The 21,139-nt window shown below is 57.6% G+C and carries 24 protein-coding genes and 1 tRNA gene; 13 read left to right on the forward strand and 12 right to left on the reverse strand.

Annotation, left to right across the window (positions count from 1 at the left end; translation table 11 throughout):
• Positions 1 to 90 precede the first annotated feature (90 nt).
• From soxB to ACN0TS_RS02020, 7 genes are all read right to left on the reverse strand, one after another.
• Positions 91 to 1,788 (reverse strand): thiosulfohydrolase SoxB, encoded by a 1,698-nt coding sequence (gene soxB / locus ACN0TS_RS01990; RefSeq protein ID WP_417257637.1) that lies wholly within the window; start codon positions 1,786 to 1,788, stop codon positions 91 to 93.
• Between the two features lie 114 nt (positions 1,789 to 1,902).
• On the reverse strand, positions 1,903 to 2,754 hold the full coding sequence (gene soxA / locus ACN0TS_RS01995; protein ID WP_417257638.1) for a sulfur oxidation c-type cytochrome SoxA: 852 nt from the start codon (positions 2,752 to 2,754) through the stop codon (positions 1,903 to 1,905).
• Positions 2,755 to 2,784: 30 nt separating this feature from the next.
• The gene (gene soxZ, locus ACN0TS_RS02000; RefSeq protein ID WP_417257639.1) at positions 2,785 to 3,114 is read right to left on the reverse strand and encodes a thiosulfate oxidation carrier complex protein SoxZ; all 330 of its coding nucleotides are present in this window, start codon (positions 3,112 to 3,114) and stop codon (positions 2,785 to 2,787) included.
• A gap of 33 nt (positions 3,115 to 3,147) precedes the next feature.
• The gene (gene soxY, locus ACN0TS_RS02005) at positions 3,148 to 3,564 is read right to left on the reverse strand and encodes a thiosulfate oxidation carrier protein SoxY (RefSeq protein ID WP_417257640.1); all 417 of its coding nucleotides are present in this window, start codon (positions 3,562 to 3,564) and stop codon (positions 3,148 to 3,150) included.
• 34 nt (positions 3,565 to 3,598) lie between these two features.
• The gene (soxX, locus tag ACN0TS_RS02010; protein WP_417257641.1) at positions 3,599 to 4,072 is read right to left on the reverse strand and encodes a sulfur oxidation c-type cytochrome SoxX; all 474 of its coding nucleotides are present in this window, start codon (positions 4,070 to 4,072) and stop codon (positions 3,599 to 3,601) included.
• 148 nt (positions 4,073 to 4,220) lie between these two features.
• Complete coding sequence (locus ACN0TS_RS02015) at positions 4,221 to 4,820, reverse strand: thioredoxin family protein (RefSeq protein ID WP_417257642.1); 600 nt, start codon at positions 4,818 to 4,820, stop codon at positions 4,221 to 4,223.
• A 29-nt stretch (positions 4,821 to 4,849) separates the two neighbouring features.
• Complete coding sequence (locus ACN0TS_RS02020) at positions 4,850 to 5,605, reverse strand: cytochrome c biogenesis CcdA family protein (RefSeq protein ID WP_417257643.1); 756 nt, start codon at positions 5,603 to 5,605, stop codon at positions 4,850 to 4,852.
• A 113-nt stretch (positions 5,606 to 5,718) separates the two neighbouring features.
• Here ACN0TS_RS02020 and ACN0TS_RS02025 point away from each other — a divergent pair, with 113 nt between their 5' ends.
• From ACN0TS_RS02025 to ACN0TS_RS02040, 4 genes are all read left to right on the forward strand, one after another.
• Positions 5,719 to 6,144 carry a hypothetical protein gene (locus ACN0TS_RS02025; RefSeq protein WP_417257644.1) on the forward strand — a complete coding sequence of 142 codons (426 nt, stop codon included), beginning with the start codon at positions 5,719 to 5,721 and terminating at the stop codon, positions 6,142 to 6,144.
• A gap of 99 nt (positions 6,145 to 6,243) precedes the next feature.
• Positions 6,244 to 6,759 (forward strand): GlcG/HbpS family heme-binding protein, encoded by a 516-nt coding sequence (locus ACN0TS_RS02030; RefSeq protein ID WP_417257645.1) that lies wholly within the window; start codon positions 6,244 to 6,246, stop codon positions 6,757 to 6,759.
• 26 nt (positions 6,760 to 6,785) lie between these two features.
• Complete coding sequence (locus ACN0TS_RS02035) at positions 6,786 to 7,160, forward strand: ArsR/SmtB family transcription factor (protein ID WP_417257646.1); 375 nt, start codon at positions 6,786 to 6,788, stop codon at positions 7,158 to 7,160.
• Between the two features lie 39 nt (positions 7,161 to 7,199).
• On the forward strand, positions 7,200 to 8,225 hold the full coding sequence (locus tag ACN0TS_RS02040) for a YeeE/YedE family protein (protein ID WP_417257647.1): 1,026 nt from the start codon (positions 7,200 to 7,202) through the stop codon (positions 8,223 to 8,225).
• Between the two features lie 18 nt (positions 8,226 to 8,243).
• Here ACN0TS_RS02040 and ACN0TS_RS02045 read toward each other — a convergent pair whose 3' ends face one another.
• Positions 8,244 to 9,512 (reverse strand): glycerate kinase type-2 family protein, encoded by a 1,269-nt coding sequence (locus tag ACN0TS_RS02045; RefSeq protein ID WP_417257648.1) that lies wholly within the window; start codon positions 9,510 to 9,512, stop codon positions 8,244 to 8,246.
• A 111-nt stretch (positions 9,513 to 9,623) separates the two neighbouring features.
• Between ACN0TS_RS02045 and ACN0TS_RS02050 the strand changes: the two genes are divergently transcribed.
• The gene (locus tag ACN0TS_RS02050) at positions 9,624 to 10,199 is read left to right on the forward strand and encodes a pyridoxamine 5'-phosphate oxidase family protein (RefSeq protein ID WP_417257649.1); all 576 of its coding nucleotides are present in this window, start codon (positions 9,624 to 9,626) and stop codon (positions 10,197 to 10,199) included.
• A 79-nt stretch (positions 10,200 to 10,278) separates the two neighbouring features.
• On the forward strand, positions 10,279 to 12,486 hold the full coding sequence (gene selD, locus ACN0TS_RS02055) for a selenide, water dikinase SelD (RefSeq protein ID WP_417257650.1): 2,208 nt from the start codon (positions 10,279 to 10,281) through the stop codon (positions 12,484 to 12,486).
• Here selD and mnmH read toward each other — a convergent pair.
• Entirely contained in the window at positions 12,470 to 13,519 is a 1,050-nt protein-coding gene (gene mnmH / locus ACN0TS_RS02060) for a tRNA 2-selenouridine(34) synthase MnmH (RefSeq protein ID WP_417257651.1), read from the reverse strand. The genes selD and mnmH overlap by 17 nt on opposite strands.
• A gap of 193 nt (positions 13,520 to 13,712) precedes the next feature.
• Positions 13,713 to 13,799: transfer RNA gene (locus ACN0TS_RS02065), tRNA-Leu, on the reverse strand.
• Positions 13,800 to 14,099: 300 nt separating this feature from the next.
• On the opposite strand from ACN0TS_RS02065, the gene lipB reads away from it, so the two are divergent.
• From lipB to ACN0TS_RS02095, 6 genes are all read left to right on the forward strand, one after another.
• Positions 14,100 to 14,774, forward strand: coding sequence for a lipoyl(octanoyl) transferase LipB (gene lipB / locus ACN0TS_RS02070; protein WP_417258168.1), 675 nt, complete (start codon positions 14,100 to 14,102; stop codon positions 14,772 to 14,774).
• Positions 14,775 to 14,838: 64 nt separating this feature from the next.
• Complete coding sequence (locus ACN0TS_RS02075; RefSeq protein WP_417257652.1) at positions 14,839 to 15,243, forward strand: c-type cytochrome; 405 nt, start codon at positions 14,839 to 14,841, stop codon at positions 15,241 to 15,243.
• Positions 15,244 to 15,617: 374 nt separating this feature from the next.
• On the forward strand, positions 15,618 to 17,270 hold the full coding sequence (locus ACN0TS_RS02080) for a cytochrome c oxidase subunit 1 (RefSeq protein ID WP_417257653.1): 1,653 nt from the start codon (positions 15,618 to 15,620) through the stop codon (positions 17,268 to 17,270).
• A 129-nt stretch (positions 17,271 to 17,399) separates the two neighbouring features.
• Entirely contained in the window at positions 17,400 to 17,849 is a 450-nt protein-coding gene (locus ACN0TS_RS02085) for a hypothetical protein (RefSeq protein WP_417257654.1), read from the forward strand.
• Complete coding sequence (locus ACN0TS_RS02090) at positions 17,846 to 18,283, forward strand: bleomycin resistance protein (protein WP_417257655.1); 438 nt, start codon at positions 17,846 to 17,848, stop codon at positions 18,281 to 18,283. Before ACN0TS_RS02085 ends, ACN0TS_RS02090 begins: the two co-directional genes overlap by 4 nt.
• A gap of 75 nt (positions 18,284 to 18,358) precedes the next feature.
• Positions 18,359 to 18,979: a DUF2244 domain-containing protein gene (locus ACN0TS_RS02095; protein ID WP_417257656.1), complete on the forward strand. Its 621-nt coding sequence runs from the start codon at positions 18,359 to 18,361 to the stop codon at positions 18,977 to 18,979.
• Between the two features lie 10 nt (positions 18,980 to 18,989).
• Here the strand turns inward: ACN0TS_RS02095 and ACN0TS_RS02100 are convergent, their stop codons facing one another.
• Both ACN0TS_RS02100 and ACN0TS_RS02105 read right to left on the reverse strand, forming a co-directional pair.
• Entirely contained in the window at positions 18,990 to 19,175 is a 186-nt protein-coding gene (locus ACN0TS_RS02100) for a DUF3008 family protein (protein ID WP_417257657.1), read from the reverse strand.
• A 121-nt stretch (positions 19,176 to 19,296) separates the two neighbouring features.
• Positions 19,297 to 19,755: a GatB/YqeY domain-containing protein gene (locus ACN0TS_RS02105; RefSeq protein ID WP_417257658.1), complete on the reverse strand. Its 459-nt coding sequence runs from the start codon at positions 19,753 to 19,755 to the stop codon at positions 19,297 to 19,299.
• Between the two features lie 205 nt (positions 19,756 to 19,960).
• Here ACN0TS_RS02105 and carA point away from each other — a divergent pair, with 205 nt between their 5' ends.
• Positions 19,961 to 21,124 (forward strand): glutamine-hydrolyzing carbamoyl-phosphate synthase small subunit, encoded by a 1,164-nt coding sequence (carA, locus tag ACN0TS_RS02110; RefSeq protein ID WP_417257659.1) that lies wholly within the window; start codon positions 19,961 to 19,963, stop codon positions 21,122 to 21,124.
• The last annotated feature ends 15 nt before the right edge of the window (positions 21,125 to 21,139 follow it).

The following is a 21,139-nucleotide window of genomic DNA, read 5'->3' on the forward strand; positions in this document are numbered from 1 at the left end:
TAAATTCTGTCATTCAGCTATGTGAATGAATCTGCGGCGAAAAATCCGCCCCGCGCCCCTTGGTAGGACGCGGGACGGATTGGATATGTGTTAGAGACCGAGCACCTTGACGGAGGTGTTTTCCTCTGCCGTAACGGTGCCCTTGGCGCGGATGTGATCCTCCACGACGTCCCAAATCTCGGGGCCTTCTGTTCCCTCGTTGACCGAGGCCCAGCCTGCGACGACATAGGTCTTTGCAGGATCGAGTTTCTCGCCCGTGTTGAGCATCGTAATGTCGGTGATCCGCTCGCCCTGCGGTTTGGTAACGTCGATGGTATAGCCAAGGCCACCCATCCGCACCATGTCGCCGCCCTGTTGGTAGTAGGGGTCGGGGTTGAAGATGTTGTCGGCCACGTCCTCCATAATCGTATGGATAAACTCGCCGGTCATCTCCGAGCGATACGCCTTGCCATAGGTCATCGAGGTGGCGTTCCAAATGTCTTCGCGGGTGATCTTGTCACCGGGGATCAGGCTTGGCCCCCAACGCACGCCGGGCGACATGGCAATATCCGCCTCGCGCTGCTCGATCAGGGCGTCACAGATCAGGTTGTCCCATGTGCCGTTGAAGTTCCCACGACGATACAGAAGGCTATCGGTCTCGCCGACCACTTCGGTCATATCGTCCAGATACGGCGCACGCTGCTCATCAATGAGAGCGGCGACCTCTTTGTCGGGCTCGATCACATCGGAGAAGATCGGGATCAGCTTGTGACGGAAGCCCATCATCTGACCATCGCGCACATCAAGATCGACTCGACTGACGAATTTACCGTTGGAACCAGAGGCGATCAGGATCGTCTCGCCCACAAGCACTGGCTCGGGCAGCGCATCGTGGGTGTGGCCCGTCAGGATCACGTCGATGCCGCTCACCAAAGAGGCCATCTTTTTGTCGACGTCAAAACCGTTGTGCGACAGCAAGACCACGAGGCCTGCGCCTTGGGCTTTGACCTCGTCCACCACCTCTTGCATCCGTTCTGTGCGGATACCGAAGGAGTATTCGGGGAACATCCAACCAGGGTTGGCAATCGGCATATAGGGGAAGGCCTGACCGATCACGGCGATCTTCACACCACCGCGTTCAAAGAACTTGTAAGGTGCGAAATCTTCGGCGGGTTCATCCCACTCGGCGTCATAGATATTGGCGCCAAGAGCCGCGAACGGCAGATCGGCCACAACTTCGCGAACGCGGTCGGAGCCGAGTGTGAACTCCCAGTGGAAGGTCATCGCGTCAGGCTTGAGCGCGTTCATCACGTTGACCATATCTTGGCCTTGGGTGTGGAAACAGGTGTAGGAGCCGTGCCACGTGTCACCGCCATCCAACAGCAACGCATCGGGACGTGCCGCGCGGATCGAATTGATCACGGTCGCCACACGATCCAAACCACCAACCTTGCCATAGCCCTTTGCCAAAGCGGCAAAATCCCCGGAGGACAGCGCATAATGAGAGGGAGATCCATCCTCAATGCCATAGAGCTTGCGGAAATCCGCCCCCGTGACATGGGGAACCGCGCCCTTGTTGTCGCCAACGCCGATATTGATCGACGGCTCGCGGAAATAGATCGGTTTGAGCTGTGCGTGAATATCGGTGACGTGGATCAGGGACACATTGCCGTAGGTGTCAAAATCGAGCAGTTGATCTTGGGTCAACGTCTGTTGCGCCGCAAGGCGGGACCAATTGCCAAAGCCGGAAGCCCCGACCATTGCAGAGGCGGCCATAGAGACCTGAAGGAAATCGCGGCGGGAAATCATGCGCGTTGCTCCGTTTGATTGGCAAGGCCGCGTCGCGACCTATGCGTAATTTTGAATGTATTCGAGAGCAGAAAACCCCACCCTTCTCATCGGAAAGGCGGGGCCCTCATTGGTTTAGTTACGAACCGACGGGCCTTCGACCGAAAGGCCGTTGCCACGCGATGCGACGTAAAGCTCAAGCGCCACGAACTCGGGCGAACCAGGGCTGAATGTCTCGGCACGGGTATCACGAATGCAGCCTTTGAAGCGCGAGTGAATACCGTTAAGTTTCGCGTTTTTCAGACGGTAGGTCGGGAAGCCGTTGACCTGACCTTGGGACAGGTGGTCCGCGCGGATCAGATTGCCGTAGTTGTCCTCGTGGCAGTTTGCACAGGACAATTCCAACTGGCCGTAACGGGTATAGTACATCTCTTTACCCTTTTCCCACGTCTCCGCAGCAGGCCCGTCAATGGCGACATTAACAGGTTTGCCGCGCGCAACTGACGCCAGCATCGCTTCCAGATTCAGCATTTTACCGCTGTCATACTTTTCAGCTTCCGCGCCCATGTTCGTGGTGAGGCAGTCGTTGATCTGCATCTGGATGGTACGCACTTCGCCGGCGTCCTCGTTCCACTTAGGATAGGTTGCACGGACGTCAGAGAGGCTTTCAGGACCATCGTGACAGTCAGCACAGGATTTCCCTTCGGAGCCCCATGCGGTCTCGAACAAATCGAACCCCGCTTCGGCACCAAGCATCCCCGGATTATCGAAGTCATCCATCTGCATGGCTTGTGTGTCATCGGAGCGGAAGCGCCAACCAGACATAACCTCGTCGAGGTGGCCGTCGAGGTGCGCTGCGGCTTCGGTTTTCGTGACGATCTCGATCTCGCCATTGATCACCAGTTCGGCGTCCTCATCCGCGACGACAGGCGCCGCGAACGTGAGGGCTGCAAATACAGCCACAGTGCTGAGTGTTGTTTTTTTCATGCGTTTCTCCTCCCTGAGCACGTGGCTAATTTAGCCGACGCTGATCGATTTTGTTTCCTCGTAAACGGACCCATCATCGTCGTACCATGTGAATTTGAAATCACCGGCCTCAGGAACCTTCGCATCGAATTCAACATAGGGGTTGGTCGATACAGCGGGCTCAAGCGTCACGTCGATGACAGATTCGCCGTTAAACTCACAGGTGAAACGGTTGATGATCGAGCGTGGAATGATGTTGCCGTCGCCATCTTTGCGCTGACCCGACTCCATGGGGTGCGAGATCAGGGTTTTGATGGTGATCACGTCGCCAGCAGCAGCCGACTTCGGGACTTTAACGCGGGGTTTTACACCAGATGCCATTGTATATGTCTCCTAGATAAGTCGGTGAACCGATCAGCCGCCACAGCCGCCGATGGTCACTTTGACAGTGGATGTTGCTTTCACGAAGGAACCGTCAGCCATCTTGGCGATTGCGACAACGTCCTGTGTCCCTGCGAGGCGGATACGAATAGATGCCGCTTGCGAACCTGCGAGAGGACCAAAGTTAAAGGTCGCAACACCAGGCGTCGGGTTGCCGGTTGCCAAAAGAAGAATGGATGTGGCACCGGGCGCATCAACGGACACGGGAACCGTGTTGCCGTTTTCAGCGATTTCAGGTGCGGTCAGAGTGATACCACCCTCCCCCATTTCGGAACCGCCGGTGAATGCGGCGATAGCTTCGTCGGCTGCGGCATACGCGCGAAACGGGAGCAAGGAAGCTGCCGTTGCACCAAGGCCGAGAGCCAGAGCGTCACGTCGTGTGAGTTTCATGGGTTAGTCCTCGTTTTCGTAAAATTCCAGACGATCATTCGTCTTTGAGCGTCATGAGATAGGCGACCACATCCTCGATCTGTGCCGCAGACAGAAGCGGTGGCAGATCAGCCGGAGCGGCTTTACCTGTGTAGGCGTCACCCGGACGGGTAAAACCATCAACTTTGTAGAAGGCAGGCATGATCGTGCCCTCAAATGTCATCTTGGGGTTTGCCACAAGACCGCGCAATTCTGCTTCGGTCCAACGTGAGCCTGCCCCATCAAGGATCGGACCAACTTCGCCTTGGAATGGCACATCCGCGTAGGCTTCAGCGGCGTGACACGACACGCAGTTGCCCAAGGATTTGCTGGTCATGATCTTACGACCGTTTTCGGCATTCCCGGCAGCGCCCGTCAGAGATTCGGCAATTGCGCCGTCCTCGAACATCACGTCTGTTGGGGCGACCTCGGCCGTAGCTGCGGTTGCCGTGAGGCAAAGTGCAGCGAATGTGGTTGCAATGCGTTTCATGTCTCCTCCCTAAGACTTGTTTTTATTACGCTTAAGTATGCGCTCTTTTCTTGAGCATACCGTAGCGCACCATTTCGCAGACGCGCAAGAACAAATTCAAAAAAACGAATTTTGCGAACGTCATTGTCTGTAGCGATCCCCATTGAGGTCATTCCGAGACGTCGAGTTTACCCGTCTCTTGTTGCTTTACGACCTGACGGGCGTGGTACTTTTGGAACGGCTCGTCGCCTTCGTATTCCTTATCAAGCACCCAGCGCATCATGTTGTAAGTGGTGAGACGACCAAAGGCACCCGGCACACTTGCGACCGCAGCGGCAGGGGCTGAGACACCCTCTTCGACCTCTTCAGGGAAATAAAGATTCGTTGGTGTAAATAGCACATTCCACTTCGACACCATATCCTTTTCCGACAGAATCTCCCCATCAAAATCTGTTACTTCGACATCACCAAACATGTTGATTTGAACGACAAAGAAACGATCTTCGAGCAGCGCTGAAATCTCAGGGTCGACATAGACCTCTTCGTGCATTTTCTTGCAGTAGATACAGCCGCGTTGTTCAATCATCACCAACAGGCGCTTGCCCTCGGCGTTGGCCTCCTCGAGGTCTTCGCGCAGATCCTTGAAGGTTTCGCGCTGCCACGGAGCCTTATGCAAGCCGTCGTCGCCCAACTCTTGGGCAAAGGCAGGAAGCCCTGACAGGGCAATAATACCTGCGGCGATAAATGTGCGTCGTGCGAGATGAAACATGTGTGTCTCCCGTATATCTAGGTGGGGTCTCAAAGCGAGCCTGATGACCCGATTTTGGTAAAGGCCGGAAAGGTTTCGAGCAACCAAGCGGCGATCAGATTGACCGAATTTGTCACGATCAACAGTGCGAACAAGATCAGAAAAACGCCCATCAGCTTTTCGACTTTTGGCAAATGGCGACGGAACTTGGCCGCGAATTTCAGGAACGGCTTGATAAACACCGCCGCGATCACAAAAGGCAGCGTCATCCCGACGCCAAACACCAACATCAACCCCAGACCGCGCAACGCCGTCTCCTCGACAGAAGCGGTAAACACCACAGCGGTCAGGATACCACCGACACAGGGCGTCCACCCTGCGGCAAAGGCCAGACCGATGACATAGGACGACCACACGTTCATCTTCGTGACATCGCCACCACTCACTTGAAACTGACGGTTCAAAAAGCCGATTTTGATCACACCGAGAAAGTGCAGCCCCATGACAAACACAATGAGCGCCGCGCCGATGCGAAACACATCCTGATAAGAGCGAAACGCCTGCGACAATGAAAACGCGGCGGCACCGAGCAATACGAAAACAGTAATAATACCGAGCGAAAACATGATCGAAGAGGCAATCGCGCGTTTGCGCACGCCCGCAGCCAATTCACCATCGGCGCGGATTTCTCCCATGCCGACACCTGCCATATAAGAAAGATAAAAAGGCACGATCGGCAGGATGCAGGGCGAAAAAAACACCACAAGCCCGCCTAAAAAGGCCGAAATAAAACTAACGTCTAACATTGATGTCCTCCCGAAGTGGGCTATCGTCCCACGGGCGCAACTCAAGCGCGCCTTGTGTCATTCACACATTCAAATTATGTTGTTTGTATCGCAGCCGTCAACTGGACAATCCAATGTGGTTTAAAATTACGGCCCTCGGGTCCGCCATCCTTCTCTCCCTGACCACCCTGCCCGCGCAGGCGATGGAATTGATTATGGTCGAACGCGAAGGCTGTGCCTATTGCGCCCGTTGGAATGACGAAATCGCGCCAATTTATCCCAAAACACCCGAGGGAAGCTTTGCCCCCTTGCGCCGCATGGATATCACAGATCGGCCGGAGGACGTCAAATTCACCTCTCGCCCCGTGCTGACACCGACCTTTGTTCTGGTCGATGAGGGACAGGAGTTGACCCGTATTGAGGGATATGGCGGCGAGGATCTATTCTGGTCGATGATGACAGTGATTCTTCGTGACCACACCGATTATGACCCCGATGCCCTCGCCGCAGCCCCCACTGCTGTCGACCGCGACAACACGCAGGCGCCCGCCTCGAACTGATCCGGCGCCTGACCAAAGGACGACCCCAAGACGATCTCGACCATTTGATCTCGACCCGCCAACCAACGGCGCGGACATAGCCCTCAAAGGAGACCAACAATGACCCGTATCGCCTCTGCCGCTCTCGTGGCCCTCTCCCTCGCCCTCCCCGCCGTTGCACCTGCATCGGCCCAAGACGAGGACAGCGCCTTTGTCACCTTTCAGGTTCTCAAACCCGAGGTCGCCCTGACCGCCGCAACAGCTGCGATGGAGGCCTGCCGCGACGCGGGCTATCAGGTTGGCGTGATGGTGGTGGATCGTTTCGGCCTGCCACAGGCCTATGTGCGTGATCGTTTCGCAGGTCTGCACGTGTTTGAAACCGCACGCCGCAAAGCATGGACCTCCGTCGCCTTTCGCACCGACACGCTATCACTGGGCGAGCTGACCGCTCCCGGGGAAATGATGTCCGGCATCCGCGACCTGACCGAGCCACTTGCACTTGGCGGCGGGCTTGTGATTGAAGCGGCAGGCTCTATAGTAGCGGGAATTGGTGTCTCGGGCGCGCCCGGTCCGGATCTGGACGCGGAATGTGCCGAGGCAGGAATAGACGCAATCCTGGATGAGATTGCATTCTAAACAGAAGTGAGACCGCTGGCGTGCGTATGGATCATCAATCGTCTTCATTGCCCACCATCACACCCGACATGTCCTCCGAGGACATGGACCTCATTATGAGCAATGCGTGTGATGCCTCGCAACTGCTCAAGGCCTTGAGCCACGAGGGGCGTCTGATGATCTTGTGCCATCTGGTAACGGGCGAAAAATCCGTCACGGAACTCGAAGAGTTGCTCTCCGCACGACAAGCTGCGGTGAGCCAACAATTGGCGCGGTTGCGCCTTGAGGGTCTGGTGACACCACGCCGCGAGGGTAAGGCGATTTACTACTCCTTGACGGATGATCGCCCCAAACGCATTCTCGAAGTGATCTATGAAATGTTCTGTTCCGTAGATGCTGACAAGGCGACACCCGCGACGTAAATCTGCGGGTCTCTCCTTTTGACTTGGGGAGGTCACACAGTGCTCGACACATTCGAACCCGGAACAATCGCAGCCCTGATCGGCCTGTTTGGCGGCCTATTGTTAGGGCTTGCCGCCCGTTTGGGACGGTTCTGCTCTATGGGCGCTATCGAAGATGCCCTGTACCAAGGATCTGATTTGCGGGCCCGCCAGTGGGGCGTGGCCATCGGCGTGGCCATGATCGGCACGGGGGTAATGATCTCCACAGGTCTGTTCGATCCCTCCATGTCCACCTATCTCTCAATGAAATGGTATCCGCTCGCCTCCATCGGTGGCGGACTGCTGTTTGGCTATGGCATGGCGCTTGCAGGCAACTGCGGCTTTGGCGCTTTGGCGCGATTGGGCGGCGGTGATCTGCGCAACTTCGTCATCGTCATCGTTATGGGCTTGGCCACTTATGTCACCCTCAACGGCCCCCTCGCAGCGCTACGCGTCTCCCTGTTCCCGCCTGCCCCCGCAGCGACAACGCCCTCACTCATGCACTGGGGCCTGTCGCCCTATATCGCAGGCACCCTCGTCCTCGTGGTGTCGCTGTGGTCAAAAGCCTTTCGCGCCAATGGCAAACTCATCCTGTGGGGCGCGGTCGTCGGCTTGGCAGTGGTGTCGGGATGGGCGGGCACGGCGTGGCTATCAATCGCCGCATTCGAAGCCGAACCCGTTGTCTCCCACACCTTCGCCGCCCCCATTGGAGATGCGATGTTCTACGTGATGACCTCCTCGGCCACCTCGCTCAACTTCGGTGTCGGCTCGGTTGCAGGTGTGCTAGTCGGGGCTGCGATCGGCTCTTTGTTCAAAGGCCATTTCAGATGGGAAGCCTGCGAAGATCCACGCGAATTAAAACGTCAGATCCTTGGCGCGGCATTTATGGGCGTGGGCGCGGTCGTTGCCTTTGGCTGCACCGTTGGGCAGGGCCTGTCTGCGATGTCGGTTCTGGCCTACTCCGCCCCCGTCACCATGATATCCATCATCGCGGGAGCCGCCCTTGGACTGCGCCAGTTGATCTACGGAATTTCCTTCGCCCGCTAAGGCGCGACACGGCTCAACTCAGGCTTTGATGAACACCTGTAGGTCGGCCACATTGGTGCCCGTCGGCCCGATTTTGAGCAAATCCCCAGCCGCATCAAGGCCGTGATAACTGTTATTGCGGGCCAGAATGTCGTCGATATCAACTCCCGCCGCCGCCATTCGCGCAAGCGTGCCATCATCGACCAATCCACCCGCAGCATCTGTCGGCCCATCGCGCCCGTCCGTTCCGCCCGACAGGAACACATAGTCCGTTATCCCGCGCGCAGCGGCCAGTTGCGCCACGCGCAGCGCCAGTTCCTGATTGCGGCCACCAAGCCCCTCGCCCTTGATCTTGACCGTGGTTTCGCCGCCAAACAGGTAGATGCCCTTTTGCGTCACACAATCCACAACCACCTCTGCCGCATGGGCCACATCGCCCTCAAGCGGGATAGGAAAGACATGCACGCCGTGGGCCACGCCGCCCCCCGCTGCCCGCGCCATCGCGGCCAGGGAACGGGCATTAGAGCCAATCAACTCGATTTCCCCTTCGGGCAAATCCCCCATGTCAGGCAAATCTTGTGACAAATGACTGCGCACCGAAGCGGGCAAACGGTCCCAAAGATCAAAGTCTTTCAGCGCCGCTACGGCCTCTTGCGGCGTGCCAATCGGTGAAACTGTTGGACCCGAGGCAATGGCGCGAAGATCATCGTTGACCACATCGGACAAGACCAATGTGGTGACTTTGGACGGATAGGCCGCCCGCAAAATCCCGCCCCCCTTGAGCCGCGACAGGTGTTGGCGCACGAGATTGACCGTTACAATGTCGGCGCCAGACCCGATCAAAAGACGGTTCACTTCGGCCTTTTCCTCAAGGCTCACCCCCGTCACGGGCGCAGGCAACAAGGCCGAACCGCCCCCGGAGATCAGCGCCAGAACTTCCCCCTTGGCATGGGCCAGAACCTGTTCCACGCGCAGGGCAGCGCGCGCGCCTTGGATATCGGGCACAGGGTGGCTCGCCGCATGGACCTCTGCGCCCTTCAGCGGCGAGGCGTTTTCATAATTTGTGACGACCACAACCATATCCGCCGTGACATGGCGCATGGCAGCCTCGGCCATCGCGCGTGCCGCCTTGCCAATTGCGATCACGAGCGGATTGTGAAAGCTGCGCCCTTTCAAAGCTGCCTCAACCGCACGCGCGGGATCGGCCTCTTCCACCCCGACCTCGAACAGTTTTAGCGCTCTCTGACGCATCTGGGTGGTGGCAGGGTCGGAAGACTCGGGGGGGAGGTCGGAAACGGTGGGTTTCATAAGCTCGATCGCACGGAGGCATTGATTACGGTCATATGCACAACTGTAGCGCCTGATGCGGCAACGTCCAGAACACTTGCATCCCAGCGCCCCACACGGCAGGGTCTTTGCATGAATGATGCAGATTTACCCACTTGGACCCACGACCTCGCCCAACTCTTCAACGCAAGTTGGGGGGTACTCCTCCCTCAAACCGTGTCCGCCCGTGTGGATGCGCGGCTGGCCAATTTGGCCACGATAGGTGCGGATGGTGCCCCTGAAGCCCGCGGCGTGGTGCTACGGGCTGCCGACCCTGCGAGATGCACGCTTGATATTGTCACCGACGCAGCCACCCGCAAATGCGACGAAATCGCCGCCGATCCGCGCGCGGCCCTGACGCTCTGGCGCGAAGATGTCTTGTTGCAACTGCGTCTGCGCGGCACGGTTGCAGTCATTGAGGGGCCAATGGCCCAAGACGCATGGGCTGGCCTAAGCGATAGCGCCCTGCCCGATTATGGCGTCACCCCGAAACCGGGAACGCCCATCAACGCCCCCGACGCCTATACACGCAGCCCCGATGCCGCACGCTTTGCGATCTTGCGTATGACCGTCGACACAATGGATGTCGTCTCGCTCAACCGCCCCACCCACACCCGCGCCTTTTACGAACGGCGCGACGGATGGCGCGGGCAATGGCAAGCGCCCTAAGCGGGCAAACAGGCGATGTTAACGCTCTCGAAGTCCGAACGTGGCACACTGACGTGATGCACCACAGAAAGCCGACACTATGCAAGACCTCCCCCTGACCCGTGACCTCGTGCTGATTGGCGGCGGGCATACCCACGCGCTTGTCCTTAAACGCTGGGGGATGAAGCCCCTTGCGGGCGTACGGGTAACGGTCATCAATCCGGGACCCGTTGCCGCCTATTCCGGCATGTTACCGGGTTTTGTCGCAGGGCATTACACCCGCACGGATCTGGAACTCGACATTTTGCGACTGGCACGGTTTGCAGGCGCACGCGCCGTCTTGGGGCGCGCCACGGGGATCGACCGCAAGCGCAAGCTGATCCACGTCGAAGGGCGTCCGCCCATTCATTACGATGTGGCCTCGATTGATATTGGCATCACCTCGGCCATGCCCGACCTTGAGGGATTTTCCGAACACGGCATTCCCGCCAAACCGCTTGAGCGCTTTGCGACACAATGGGACAGCTACCGCGCCTTGGTCCGCGCGGGCGAAACGCCACCGCACATGTGCGTCATCGGCGGCGGTGTTGCAGGGGCCGAACTGGCCATGGCGATGGCCCATGCGCTCAAGGGCACCGATGGCCTCAGCGTCACATTGATTGATCGTGGCGAGATATTGGAAGAATTCCGCGCACCAACACGCCGCGCCCTTTTGAACGCCCTGAACGACGCTGGTGTGACGCTGTTGCCCAACACCGCTGTGGGTAAGATCGAAGCGGACAGCCTGACCCTGACCGATGGCAGCACCATCCAATCCCACTTCACCCTCGGCGCGGCAGGCGCACGCCCCTATGACTGGCTCGAAGAAACCGATCTAACCATCGTGCAGGGCTACGTGCGCGTTGGTCCCACATTGCAGTCCTCCGACCCCACCATTTTCGCCGTGGGGGACTGCGCCCACCTTGCCCATGCCCCGCGCCCGAAAGCGGGCGTGTTTGCTGTGCGAGAGGCGTCCGTGCTGTTCGACAACCTGCGCATTTTACTGTCCGAGCAACGCGGCAAGGTCAAAAAGAGCCTGTATCACCCGCAAAAGGATTACCTCAAACTGATCTCGCTTGGTGGCAAGGCGGCACTGGCCGACAAGAACGGATTACGCCTCAAGGGTGCTGCGATGTGGCGATGGAAAGATAGTATCGACCGCAAATTCATGGCGGGCCTCAAAGACCTCAAGCCCATGCGCCCGCCCGTCCTACCCGATGTCGTCGCCGCCGGACTGCGCGATGAAGTCGAGGGCAAAAAGCCGATGTGCGGGGCTTGCGGTGCCAAAGTGGGCGGTGATGTTCTCTCCCGCGTGCTTCGCGAGGAAACCGAAACGGAACGCACCGATGTGATCCGCCTTGCGGGCGATGACGCCGCCGTGCTGACCCACGGCGAAGCCTACGGCGGACCACGACAAGTGATCTCTGTCGATCATCTACGGTCCTTCATCCCCGACCCTGTGTTGATGACACGGATCACCGCCATTCATGCCTTGGGCGATGTCTGGTCGATGGGGGCCGCACCGCAATCGGCACTGGCCACCGTGACCCTGCCGCGCCTCTCTCCCCCGCTCCAAGAGGCATGGCTGTCCGAAATCATGAGCGCCGCCCGCGCAATCTTTGCCGCCGAGGGTGCGGAGATCATCGGCGGGCATACCTCTATGGGCGCGGAGTTTTCCATCGGATTTACCGTCACGGGATTGGCCGACGCGCCCATAACGCTTTCGGGCGCGAAGGTGGGCGATCAGATCATTCTCACCAAACCCATCGGCACAGGCGTTCTGCTCGCTGCCGAAATGGCGATGCAAGCCAACGGGCGCGATGTCGCCACGGCCTATGCCTCAATGGCGCAGTCCTCTGGCGAGGCTGCCCGTATCTTGAGTGGCGCACATGCAATGACGGATGTGACGGGGTTTGGTCTTGCGGGGCATTTGCTCGGTATCTGTCGCGCAAGCGGCGTGAGTGCGACGCTCACGCTGTCACGCATTCCGCTTCTGGACGGCGCGTTAGGCCTGTCACAGGCGGGCGTGGCATCCACCATCCTACCCGCCAATCGCGCCTATGCCGCCGAATATGACGGCCCAAACGATGCAATGGCCGATCTGTTATTCGATCCCCAAACCGCTGGCGGACTGCTCGCCTGCGTCGGAAACGGTGGCGCGGAAAATCTGACCAAGAAGTTAAACAAAGCCGGATACAATGCGGCAATCATTGGAGAAATCACAGAGCCTACCTCAGAGGGCGGTGTCGCCCTTAAAGCGCGTTCATAACCTTGATTACCTGTTCGGCGGCCTGATCCCGTGCCGCCTCATCCATGCTGCACAAATCTATCGTAGCCGAGACTACGGGCGCATGTTTGGCGCGGGACCGTTTGTAGCGCGGGTCGTAGTGCTGCGCCATCAGGCCGCCCGCGAGATCAACAAAATTTCCCGCCCGCGCGAGATCTTTCCACGCCTCGACCCGCTCATAGCCCTGAAGCGGAATGAGTTTGGTCAGCAAATCCTCAAGCAGTTGGGCATCCTGAACAATATCGGCATAAGCCTGAGCAAGGTAGATCGCACGGCTCGAAAGAGAAGCTGTGACCTCAATACGGGGGGCAGCACACATCACGGCCCAGATGGAAGCAGGCACATAAAGTTGTCCGATACGCGAACTTTCGGCCTCCACCAATGTCGGCTTGCTCGGATCAAGTTTGGACAATTCTACCGCCAGAGCACTCTCGAACGCCTTTTGCGCAGGCTGTTGACCCATATTGCCAAACACCGAACCGCGATGATTGGCTAGACCTTCGAGGTCAATCACCTGCCCGCCTTGAGCTTTGACGCGGGCAATCAGGTCCGTTTTGGCCGTGCCTGTGTAGCCGTCGATCAACACAAATTTGTGGGGCAACGGATCATCATAGAGGCTTTTGACCACCAAGCGCCGCCACGATTTGTATCCGCCTTCAACCACCTCCACGCGCCATCCGATCTGGCGCAGGATTGTCGCAAAAGAGTTCGATCGCTGTCCGCCACGCCAACAATAGACAAGCGGCTTCCAGTTCCCCTCAAAGTCGGCAAGCGGCCCCTCGATATGCGCCGCTGCATTGCGCGCCACCAATGCGCCACCGACCTTGCGGGCCAGAAAGGGCGATTGCTGCACATAGATGGTGCCAACCCGCGCCCGTTCGTCGTCATCCAGAACAGGCAGGTTGATCGCACCAGGGACATGATCCTCAGCAAATTCGGCAGGGGCACGCACGTCAATGAGCGTATCAAAGGGCGCTGCGAGGAAATCAGAGATGGATGTAAAAACTTGGGTCATACGAAATGTTTAGCCACTTTCACGTTATGCGAACAGGGGCCAGATCAATGTCCCATCCCAAACATGCTCTTTATGCAAAAAGCCCGCTTTTCCTCTCAAAAGAAAAGCCCCGCCGAATGGTGGGACTGGCTGTGGGACTGACATTTACCCAAAAAATAAACCCCTGCGAAAGCAGAGGCTTAATCTTGTTCAATGGTGCGGTCGAGAAGACTCGAACTTCCACGGGTGTTACCCCACAGCGACCTCAACGCTGCGCGTCTACCAATTCCGCCACGACCGCACTGTCTTGACTTGGTGAGGGGTTCTCTAATGAATGTTCAAACGAGCCGCAAGCACTATTTCGAAGTTTTTTCGGGGAAAGTTCTGACGCGGGCTTTGCTCCCCATTTCAGGCCCAACGCACATAGGGATTAACCCGATCCACGCCCAATGATCACAAGGGCTGCGATCCGGAAACATCGGGCGCGGGTGAACTGGACAATCCCCCGTCCATCATGCCATTTGAACGGCGCGACGGATAATACGCACGACAAGACACACAAGCAGGCGCGGCTGTGGCCACGCTAAAAGGAATTACGGCTATGGTCGAATGGCACATTGCAACTGGACTAACCGATTACGACGACGCCGTGGCCCAAATGGAGGCCCGCGCCGAAGCGATTGCGCGGGGCGAGGCTGATGAGTTGATCTGGCTCGTCGAACACCCGCCACTCTATACTGCGGGCACATCGGCCAAGATCGAAGACCTCGTCGACCCTGACCGCTTTCCCGTCTACGAGAGCAAACGCGGCGGGCAATATACCTACCACGGCCCGGGGCAGCGCGTGGCCTATGCCATGCTCGATGTCGGCAAACGCGGCAAGGACGTGCGCAAGTTCGTGGCCGATATGGAGGCCTGGGTGATTGCCGCGCTCGAAGAATTCAACGTCCACGGTGAAATTCGCGAGGGACGTGTGGGCGTGTGGGTTGTGCGTGACGACAAACCACTCACGGTCACAGGCGCGAAGCCCGAAGATAAAATCGCCGCCATCGGGCTGCGCATCCGCAAATGGGTGTCCTTTCACGGGCTGTCGATCAACGTTGAACCTGACCTGAGCCATTTCGACGGCATCGTGCCCTGCGGAATCACCGAACATGGCGTGACCTCACTGGTAGACCTCGGGCTTCCCGTGACGATGGACGACGTCGATGTGGCGCTCAAACGCGGGTTTGATAAGGTGTTTGGTGCGCAGGAGGCGACAAACGACCAATTGTAACCTATCTTTAGGGAACGAGGCGTAGAGCCTGCGCCGATAACCGCACACGTTTTGGAGATTCACTATGACTAAGTTGTTCACCCTCACCGCCGTAGCTCTCATCGCCTCTGCCTCTGCGACTTTTGCCGGCGAGGTGGCTAAGGGGGAAAAGGATTTCAGAAAATGTAAATCCTGTCACATGATCGCCGACGGGGATAACGTCATTGTCAAAGGCGGCAAAACCGGTCCGAACCTGTTTGGTGTTATCGGACGAACCGCAGGCTCTGTTGATGGTTTCCGCTACGGCGATAGCATCGTTGCCGCAGGCGAAGCGGGTCTGGTTTGGACCGAAGAATTGCTCGTTGAATACGCAGCAGACCCCAAAGCCTTCCTGTCAAAACAACTCGGTGACGCTGCGAAATCCAAAATGACGTTCAAATTGAAAGACGCCTCGGATATCGCGGCCTATCTTGCCTCGATTTCGGGCTAATCCCGCGAACCACGTTCCAATCACGGCCCCCACGGGCACACCGCCCCGCCCGCACAAAAGAGAGTGATCCGTTAAAGGTTCACCGCCGTGCCTCATCAGGTACGGCGGTTTCTCCATGTGAGTCTCCCATCAAGCCCAACACCCACCGCGCGCATACACGCCTCGGCCACGATTCGAACACGTCACTCCCCTCCGCGTGGGAGTTGCAGAGCCGATTACAAGCCAGAAGCCGTATTTTTCTACGGATGGGGCACGTTGACACATTGCGCACGTCCGCGTGAGCTACTAAACATGTCCCAATTCCGCCCACTGACTCCTGACCTAAAGGGGCGGCGGACCAAACGCATACGACGCACATAAATCGGGAGGACCGCATGGCAGACGCAGCCATTCACGGGCACGAAGACAACCGCGGGTTCTTTACTCGTTGGTTCATGTCGACCAACCACAAGGATATCGGTATCCTTTACCTGTTCACAGCTGCCGCTGTGGGCTTCATCTCCGTTTGCTTCACTGTCTTCATGCGCCTTGAGCTCATGGAACCCGGTGTTCAGTACATGTGTATGGAAGGCCTCATGGCCAACCCCTGTACGCCAAACGGCCACCTCTGGAACGTTATGATCACCTATCACGGTGTTTTGATGATGTTCTTTGTGGTGATCCCTGCGCTCTTCGGCGGCTTTGGCAACTACTTCATGCCGCTGCAAATCGGCGCTCCGGACATGGCATTCCCACGCCTCAACAACCTGTCCTACTGGCTGTTTGTCACTGGCGTTGGCCTTGGCATTGCATCCATGTTGGCTCCAGGCGGGGATGGTCAGCTTGGCTCGGGTGTCGGGTGGGTTCTTTATCCACCGCTCTCGACCAATGAAGGCGGATATTCGATGGATCTCGCGATTTTCGCGGTTCACGTCTCCGGCGCCTCCTCGATTCTCGGCGCGATCAACATGATCACCACCTTCCTCAACATGCGCACCCCCGGCATGACATTGTTCAAAGTGCCGCTGTTTGCATGGTCGATCTTTGTCACCTCATGGCTGATCCTGTTGTCCCTGCCTGTTCTGGCCGGCGCCATCACCATGCTGTTGACCGACCGCAACTTTAACACCCAGTTCTTCCAACCTGGCGGCGGCGGCGATCCGATCCTGTACCAACACATCTTGTGGTTCTTCGGTCACCCCGAAGTGTACATCGTGGTTCTTCCCGGCTTCGGTCTGGTGTCCCACATCATCGCCACCTTCTCGCGCAAATCCGTCTTTGGCTACCTGCCAATGGTTTGGGCGTTGATCGCAATCGGTGTTCTGGGCTTCGTTGTTTGGGCGCACCACATGTATACAGTCGGCCTGTCGCTCACACAGCAGTCCTACTTCATGTTGGCCACAATGGTGATCGCGGTACCTACAGGGGTTAAGATCTTCTCTTGGATCGCAACCATGTGGGGCGGTTCTGTCGAGTTCAAAACGCCAATGCTCTTTGCATTCGGCTTCTTGATCCTCTTCACCATCGGCGGCGTTACAGGCATCGTTCTGTCGCAACCTGGTGTGGACCGCGCCTATCACGACACCTACTACGTCGTCGCGCACTTCCACTACACCATGTCGATGGGGGCAGCCTTCACCATCTTCGCGGGCGTGTATTTCTACATCGGCAAGATGTCAGGGCGGCAGTATCCCGAATTCTTCGGCAAGCTGCACTTCTGGATGTTCTTCATCGGTGTAAACCTGACCTTCTTCCCACAACACTTCTTGGGTCGTCAGGGCATGCCACGTCGCTACATCGACTATCCTGAAGCCTTCGCTTACTGGAACTATGTCTCTTCGTGGGGCGCACTGCTCTCCTTCACGTCCTTCCTGCTCTTTATCGGCATCGTGATCTACACGCTGGTCGCAGGCAAACGCGTGACCGAGAACAACTACTGGAACGAGTATGCAGATACACTTGAGTGGACCCTGCCATGCCCTCCTCCAGAGCACACGTTCGAGACTCTTGCCAAGCAAGAAGACTGGGACAAAGGCCACGCCCATTAAGTTTGGGACAGCTAACGCTCCGCAGATTTTTCCAGAGCGTTAACCATTAACAGTTAAGGAGACCCCGCCACGGCGGGGTCTTTTTTTGTCCCAATTCCCCTGCTACCCCTTTGAACGAAGGAGACCGATATGGTGGCACTATTTGCAAAATTTTGGGATAAAGGCGCGCCACCAAAGGCGTCGGACCTCTCCACATATTGGCATCCCGCACAGTTCTCGAAACTGTTCGATACAGCCACGGGAAAGACCAATGTGGCGATGCTCATCACCTCGCCGGAACCGCTCTATAACATGGACAATCCCGCCCGCGAAGACATCGACACCCTCGCACGCGAGATCGAGCGCTATGTCCGCACAAAATGGGCCGAGGACGAAGCGGGCAAAGCCGCACGCATGTTTGCCGATATGCCCGTCTCGAACTTTGTCGTGATTCTCGAACACGCCGCTCTTGGAGCCTATGCGACGCGCACACAGCGGGTGCAGGCCATCTATGCCTTTGACGGCAATAAGATCGGAGACCTCCAACCCGCAGGTCATAGGTTTGATGATGACAGCGTCGAGCAATGCGTAACGATATGAGTCGAGCGCCCCGCCCTGCCCTCATTCCCGAATTTGCGGTGTCGGATTGGCGAGACTCGCGCGACTTTTATTGCGACCTGCTCGGGTTCACCATCGACTACGCTCGCGAAGAGGACGGGTTTGCGATGTTGGCACTCGGACACGCGCGGCTCATGATTGATCAAATTGGCGCAGGGCGCACCTTTGACGACGGGCATTTACCCGACAGCTACCCCTTCGGCCGCGGCGTGAACCTCCAGATCGAAGTCCCTAGCGTTCACCCCATTCTGGACCGCCTCACCCGCAGGAGCTACGCCCTGATGCCTCCCCTTGAGGAGGCGTGGTATCGCAAAAGAACCGTGGCGCTTGGCCAGCGCCAGTTTGTTGTGGCCGACCCAGATGGCTATTTGCTGCGCCTCTTTGAACCGCTGGGGGAACGACCTGCGACGAGCTGACCCTTTACGGGCCGAAAGCACACGCTACACTCCGTGCAAGCACACAATAAATGCACCCCACACAATCGCACACATATGCCCTATCTCTGGACTCCCGCCCATCATGCGCCCCTGCCGCCGATTCCGCCTGCGCAGGATCATAGCGATTCCGCAGCGCAAGGTGGGCAAGGTGGCACGCAGACAGATCGGGGGGAGCCAATACTGCGACTGGAAATCTGGCCGCATCGGTCCCTTCCATCCAAGGGATTTGCAGCCGCTATCTGGTTAATGTTTGTGGCAGGTCTCGTGCCCGTCGTTCCCTTTATCGGCACCACGGCATTTTGGGTTTTACTGCTGTGTATGCTGAGTGTTCTGGCCGCACTATGGATTGCCTTGCGCAAATCGGACCGCGATCTTTTACGCGAAGAACTCCTGATTTGGCATGACCGCATCACCCTGACCCATTGGACCTCCAAGGGGGCGCGGTTCGATTGGGTGGCCAATCCCTATTGGGTGAAGCTCACACTGACGCCCAATGGCAAGGTCGAACAATATCTCACGCTCAAAGGTGGCGGCCCTATTTCATACGACACCGAGACAACGCCTTCCGAGGCAACCCGCGAAGTTGAACTCGGCGCGTTTTTAAGCCCTGAAGAGCGCCAAACCCTACGCGGCGATCTTGAACTGGTATTGGGGCGTCTGCGTCAACTCCAGTAAAGACGCCCCCTTAACCCCGTGGCTCAGGCCCGTATCCCTGTGGGGCGCGGACCGTCATTTCCTCCAACTCGCCTTCCGTCAAATTCTCAAACAATTGTTTAGAAGCCCCGCTCAAATCATGGCTTGTCCTCTCACCACGCTTCGCGGCAAGGGCGACACCCACAGCATCTAGGGGCAGTTTGGACATGAAGGTCATTTGCGGCTCCACTTTCAAAAATTGATTGAAGCAGTGAAACAGGCGGATATTAGCGAAACATTAAAAGGGCCGCCCACTCTGGACGGCCCTTTTGTAATCTGACTGGTAAATCTCGAAATTTTTATCCGAGTTTGGCCTTAATCTTGGCGCCGACAGCACCGAAATCGAGTTGGCCCGTGTATTTGGCTTTCAAAGTGCCCATGACCTTACCCATGTCGCGAATACTCTCGGCATTGGTCTCGGCAATGGCCGCATCAATGGCAGCTTCGGTTTCGGCGGCATCCAATTGGCGCGGCAGGAACTCTTCGATCACGCTGATCTCGGAACGCTCCTTATCGGCCAGCTCAATGCGTCCACCCTCTTCAAACGCCTTCACGCTTTCTTGGCGTTGCTTAACCATTTTCCCAAGGATTTGAAGCACATCGCTGTCTTCTACCCCACTGTCATCGCCATCACCACGAGCCGCGATATCGCGATCCTTGATGGCTGCATTGATCAGCCGAAGCGTGGAAAGACGCTCCTTATCCTTCTCTTTCATCGCCGTTTTCAAGGCGGTGTTGATCCGGTCACGCATATCCATAGACATCTCTTCCTATCGCTATCGAAGCGTTCACCATACCCAAAACGTCACCTGACCTCAAGATGTAGCCATTTTTGCAAGAGACTGGTTTCATTAGCTAAATTTATATTATTGAATTTCCCCAATTCTGCGACCGATGCGCCTTGACGCTCCCCTCTGATGTGCCTAATTTCCCGACAATTTTGGGCACATTGGGAGTCGCGACATGGCAACGGGTCAATCCACTAAGAAACCGACTGCGTGTTTGGCTCTTGCCGATGGCACAGTTTTCTACGGCATGGGGTTCGGTGCAACGGGCGTCACCACCGCCGAGTTGTGTTTCAACACCGCCATGACGGGTTACCAAGAGATCATGACCGACCCGTCTTATGCGGGCCAAGTCGTGACCTTCACCTTCCCGCACATCGGCAACACGGGCGTCAACGCCGAGGACGACGAGACAGCCGATCCCGTTGCTGCGGGCATGATTGTCAAATGGGACCCGACCGAGCCCTCCAACTGGCGCTCGCAAGACGAGCTTGGCCCTTGGCTCGCCAAGCGTGGTCGTATCGGCATGGGCGGCGTCGACACGCGCCGCCTGACCCGTGCAATCCGCCAACAAGGCGCGCCCCACGTGGCACTTGCCCATGATCCCGATGGCAACTTCGACATTGAGGCGCTTGTGGCGCAGGCCCGCGCCTTCTCCGGCCTTGTCGGTTTGGATCTGGCCAAGGATGTCACCTGCGCCCAATCCTACAAATGGGATGAGATGCGGTGGGCATGGCCCGATGGCTTCCCCAAACGTGAGGGTAAAGGCCACAAGGTCGTCGCACTCGATTTCGGCGCGAAACGCAACATTCTGCGGTGCCTCGCGTCGGCGGGCTGTGACGTCACGGTTCTGCCTGCAACGGCTACCGCCGAAGAGGTGCTTGCGCATGATCCCGACGGGGTCTTCCTCTCCAATGGTCCGGGTGATCCGGCGGCCACGGGCGAATATGCCGTGCCGATGATCAAGGCCGTGTTGGACAAGGGACTCCCCGTTTTCGGCATTTGCCTCGGCCACCAGATGCTCGCACTGGCGCTCGGTGCCAAGACGATCAAGATGAACCACGGCCACCACGGCGCCAACCACCCTGTCAAAGACAAAGATACGGGTAAAGTTGAGATCACCTCGATGAACCACGGCTTTGCCGTCGATGCGCAAAGCCTGCCTGCGGGTGTGGTCGAAACCCACGTGTCCCTGTTTGACGGCTCGAACTGCGGTATCAAGGTTGAGGGCAAACCCGTCTTCTCCGTGCAATACCACCCCGAAGCCAGCCCGGGCCCGATGGACAGCTATTACCTGTTTGAACGCTTCGCCGCCGCGATGGCCGCGCGTGAAATGGCCTAAGGCGCAGCCTCCGCT

Origin of the sequence: Celeribacter sp. (genome assembly GCF_048266405.1) — a bacterium.
Lineage (GTDB): Bacteria > Pseudomonadota > Alphaproteobacteria > Rhodobacterales > Rhodobacteraceae > Celeribacter.

Excerpts from the sequence above, each read along its gene's own strand:
- soxB (WP_417257637.1), bottom strand. The coding sequence starts at position 1,788 with ATGATTTCCCGCCGCGATTTCCTTCAGGTCTCTATGGCCGCCTCTGCA.
- selD (WP_417257650.1), top strand. The coding sequence starts at position 10,279 with ATGCAAGACCTCCCCCTGACCCGTGACCTCGTGCTGATTGGCGGCGGG.
- lipB (WP_417258168.1), top strand. The coding sequence starts at position 14,100 with ATGGTCGAATGGCACATTGCAACTGGACTAACCGATTACGACGACGCC.
- ACN0TS_RS02080 (WP_417257653.1), top strand. The coding sequence starts at position 15,618 with ATGGCAGACGCAGCCATTCACGGGCACGAAGACAACCGCGGGTTCTTT.
- ACN0TS_RS02090 (WP_417257655.1), top strand. The coding sequence starts at position 17,846 with ATGAGTCGAGCGCCCCGCCCTGCCCTCATTCCCGAATTTGCGGTGTCG.
- soxX (WP_417257641.1), bottom strand. The coding sequence starts at position 4,072 with ATGAAACGCATTGCAACCACATTCGCTGCACTTTGCCTCACGGCAACC.
- soxA (WP_417257638.1), bottom strand. The coding sequence starts at position 2,754 with ATGAAAAAAACAACACTCAGCACTGTGGCTGTATTTGCAGCCCTCACG.
- ACN0TS_RS02020 (WP_417257643.1), bottom strand. The coding sequence starts at position 5,605 with ATGTTAGACGTTAGTTTTATTTCGGCCTTTTTAGGCGGGCTTGTGGTG.
- ACN0TS_RS02100 (WP_417257657.1), bottom strand. The coding sequence starts at position 19,175 with ATGACCTTCATGTCCAAACTGCCCCTAGATGCTGTGGGTGTCGCCCTT.
- ACN0TS_RS02035 (WP_417257646.1), top strand. The coding sequence starts at position 6,786 with ATGGATCATCAATCGTCTTCATTGCCCACCATCACACCCGACATGTCC.
- mnmH (WP_417257651.1), bottom strand. The coding sequence starts at position 13,519 with ATGACCCAAGTTTTTACATCCATCTCTGATTTCCTCGCAGCGCCCTTT.
- ACN0TS_RS02095 (WP_417257656.1), top strand. The coding sequence starts at position 18,359 with ATGCCCTATCTCTGGACTCCCGCCCATCATGCGCCCCTGCCGCCGATT.
- soxZ (WP_417257639.1), bottom strand. The coding sequence starts at position 3,114 with ATGGCATCTGGTGTAAAACCCCGCGTTAAAGTCCCGAAGTCGGCTGCT.
- ACN0TS_RS02075 (WP_417257652.1), top strand. The coding sequence starts at position 14,839 with ATGACTAAGTTGTTCACCCTCACCGCCGTAGCTCTCATCGCCTCTGCC.
- ACN0TS_RS02085 (WP_417257654.1), top strand. The coding sequence starts at position 17,400 with ATGGTGGCACTATTTGCAAAATTTTGGGATAAAGGCGCGCCACCAAAG.
- soxY (WP_417257640.1), bottom strand. The coding sequence starts at position 3,564 with ATGAAACTCACACGACGTGACGCTCTGGCTCTCGGCCTTGGTGCAACG.
- ACN0TS_RS02025 (WP_417257644.1), top strand. The coding sequence starts at position 5,719 with ATGTGGTTTAAAATTACGGCCCTCGGGTCCGCCATCCTTCTCTCCCTG.
- ACN0TS_RS02030 (WP_417257645.1), top strand. The coding sequence starts at position 6,244 with ATGACCCGTATCGCCTCTGCCGCTCTCGTGGCCCTCTCCCTCGCCCTC.
- ACN0TS_RS02045 (WP_417257648.1), bottom strand. The coding sequence starts at position 9,512 with ATGAAACCCACCGTTTCCGACCTCCCCCCCGAGTCTTCCGACCCTGCC.
- carA (WP_417257659.1), top strand. The coding sequence starts at position 19,961 with ATGGCAACGGGTCAATCCACTAAGAAACCGACTGCGTGTTTGGCTCTT.
- ACN0TS_RS02015 (WP_417257642.1), bottom strand. The coding sequence starts at position 4,820 with ATGTTTCATCTCGCACGACGCACATTTATCGCCGCAGGTATTATTGCC.
- ACN0TS_RS02105 (WP_417257658.1), bottom strand. The coding sequence starts at position 19,755 with ATGGATATGCGTGACCGGATCAACACCGCCTTGAAAACGGCGATGAAA.
- ACN0TS_RS02050 (WP_417257649.1), top strand. The coding sequence starts at position 9,624 with ATGAATGATGCAGATTTACCCACTTGGACCCACGACCTCGCCCAACTC.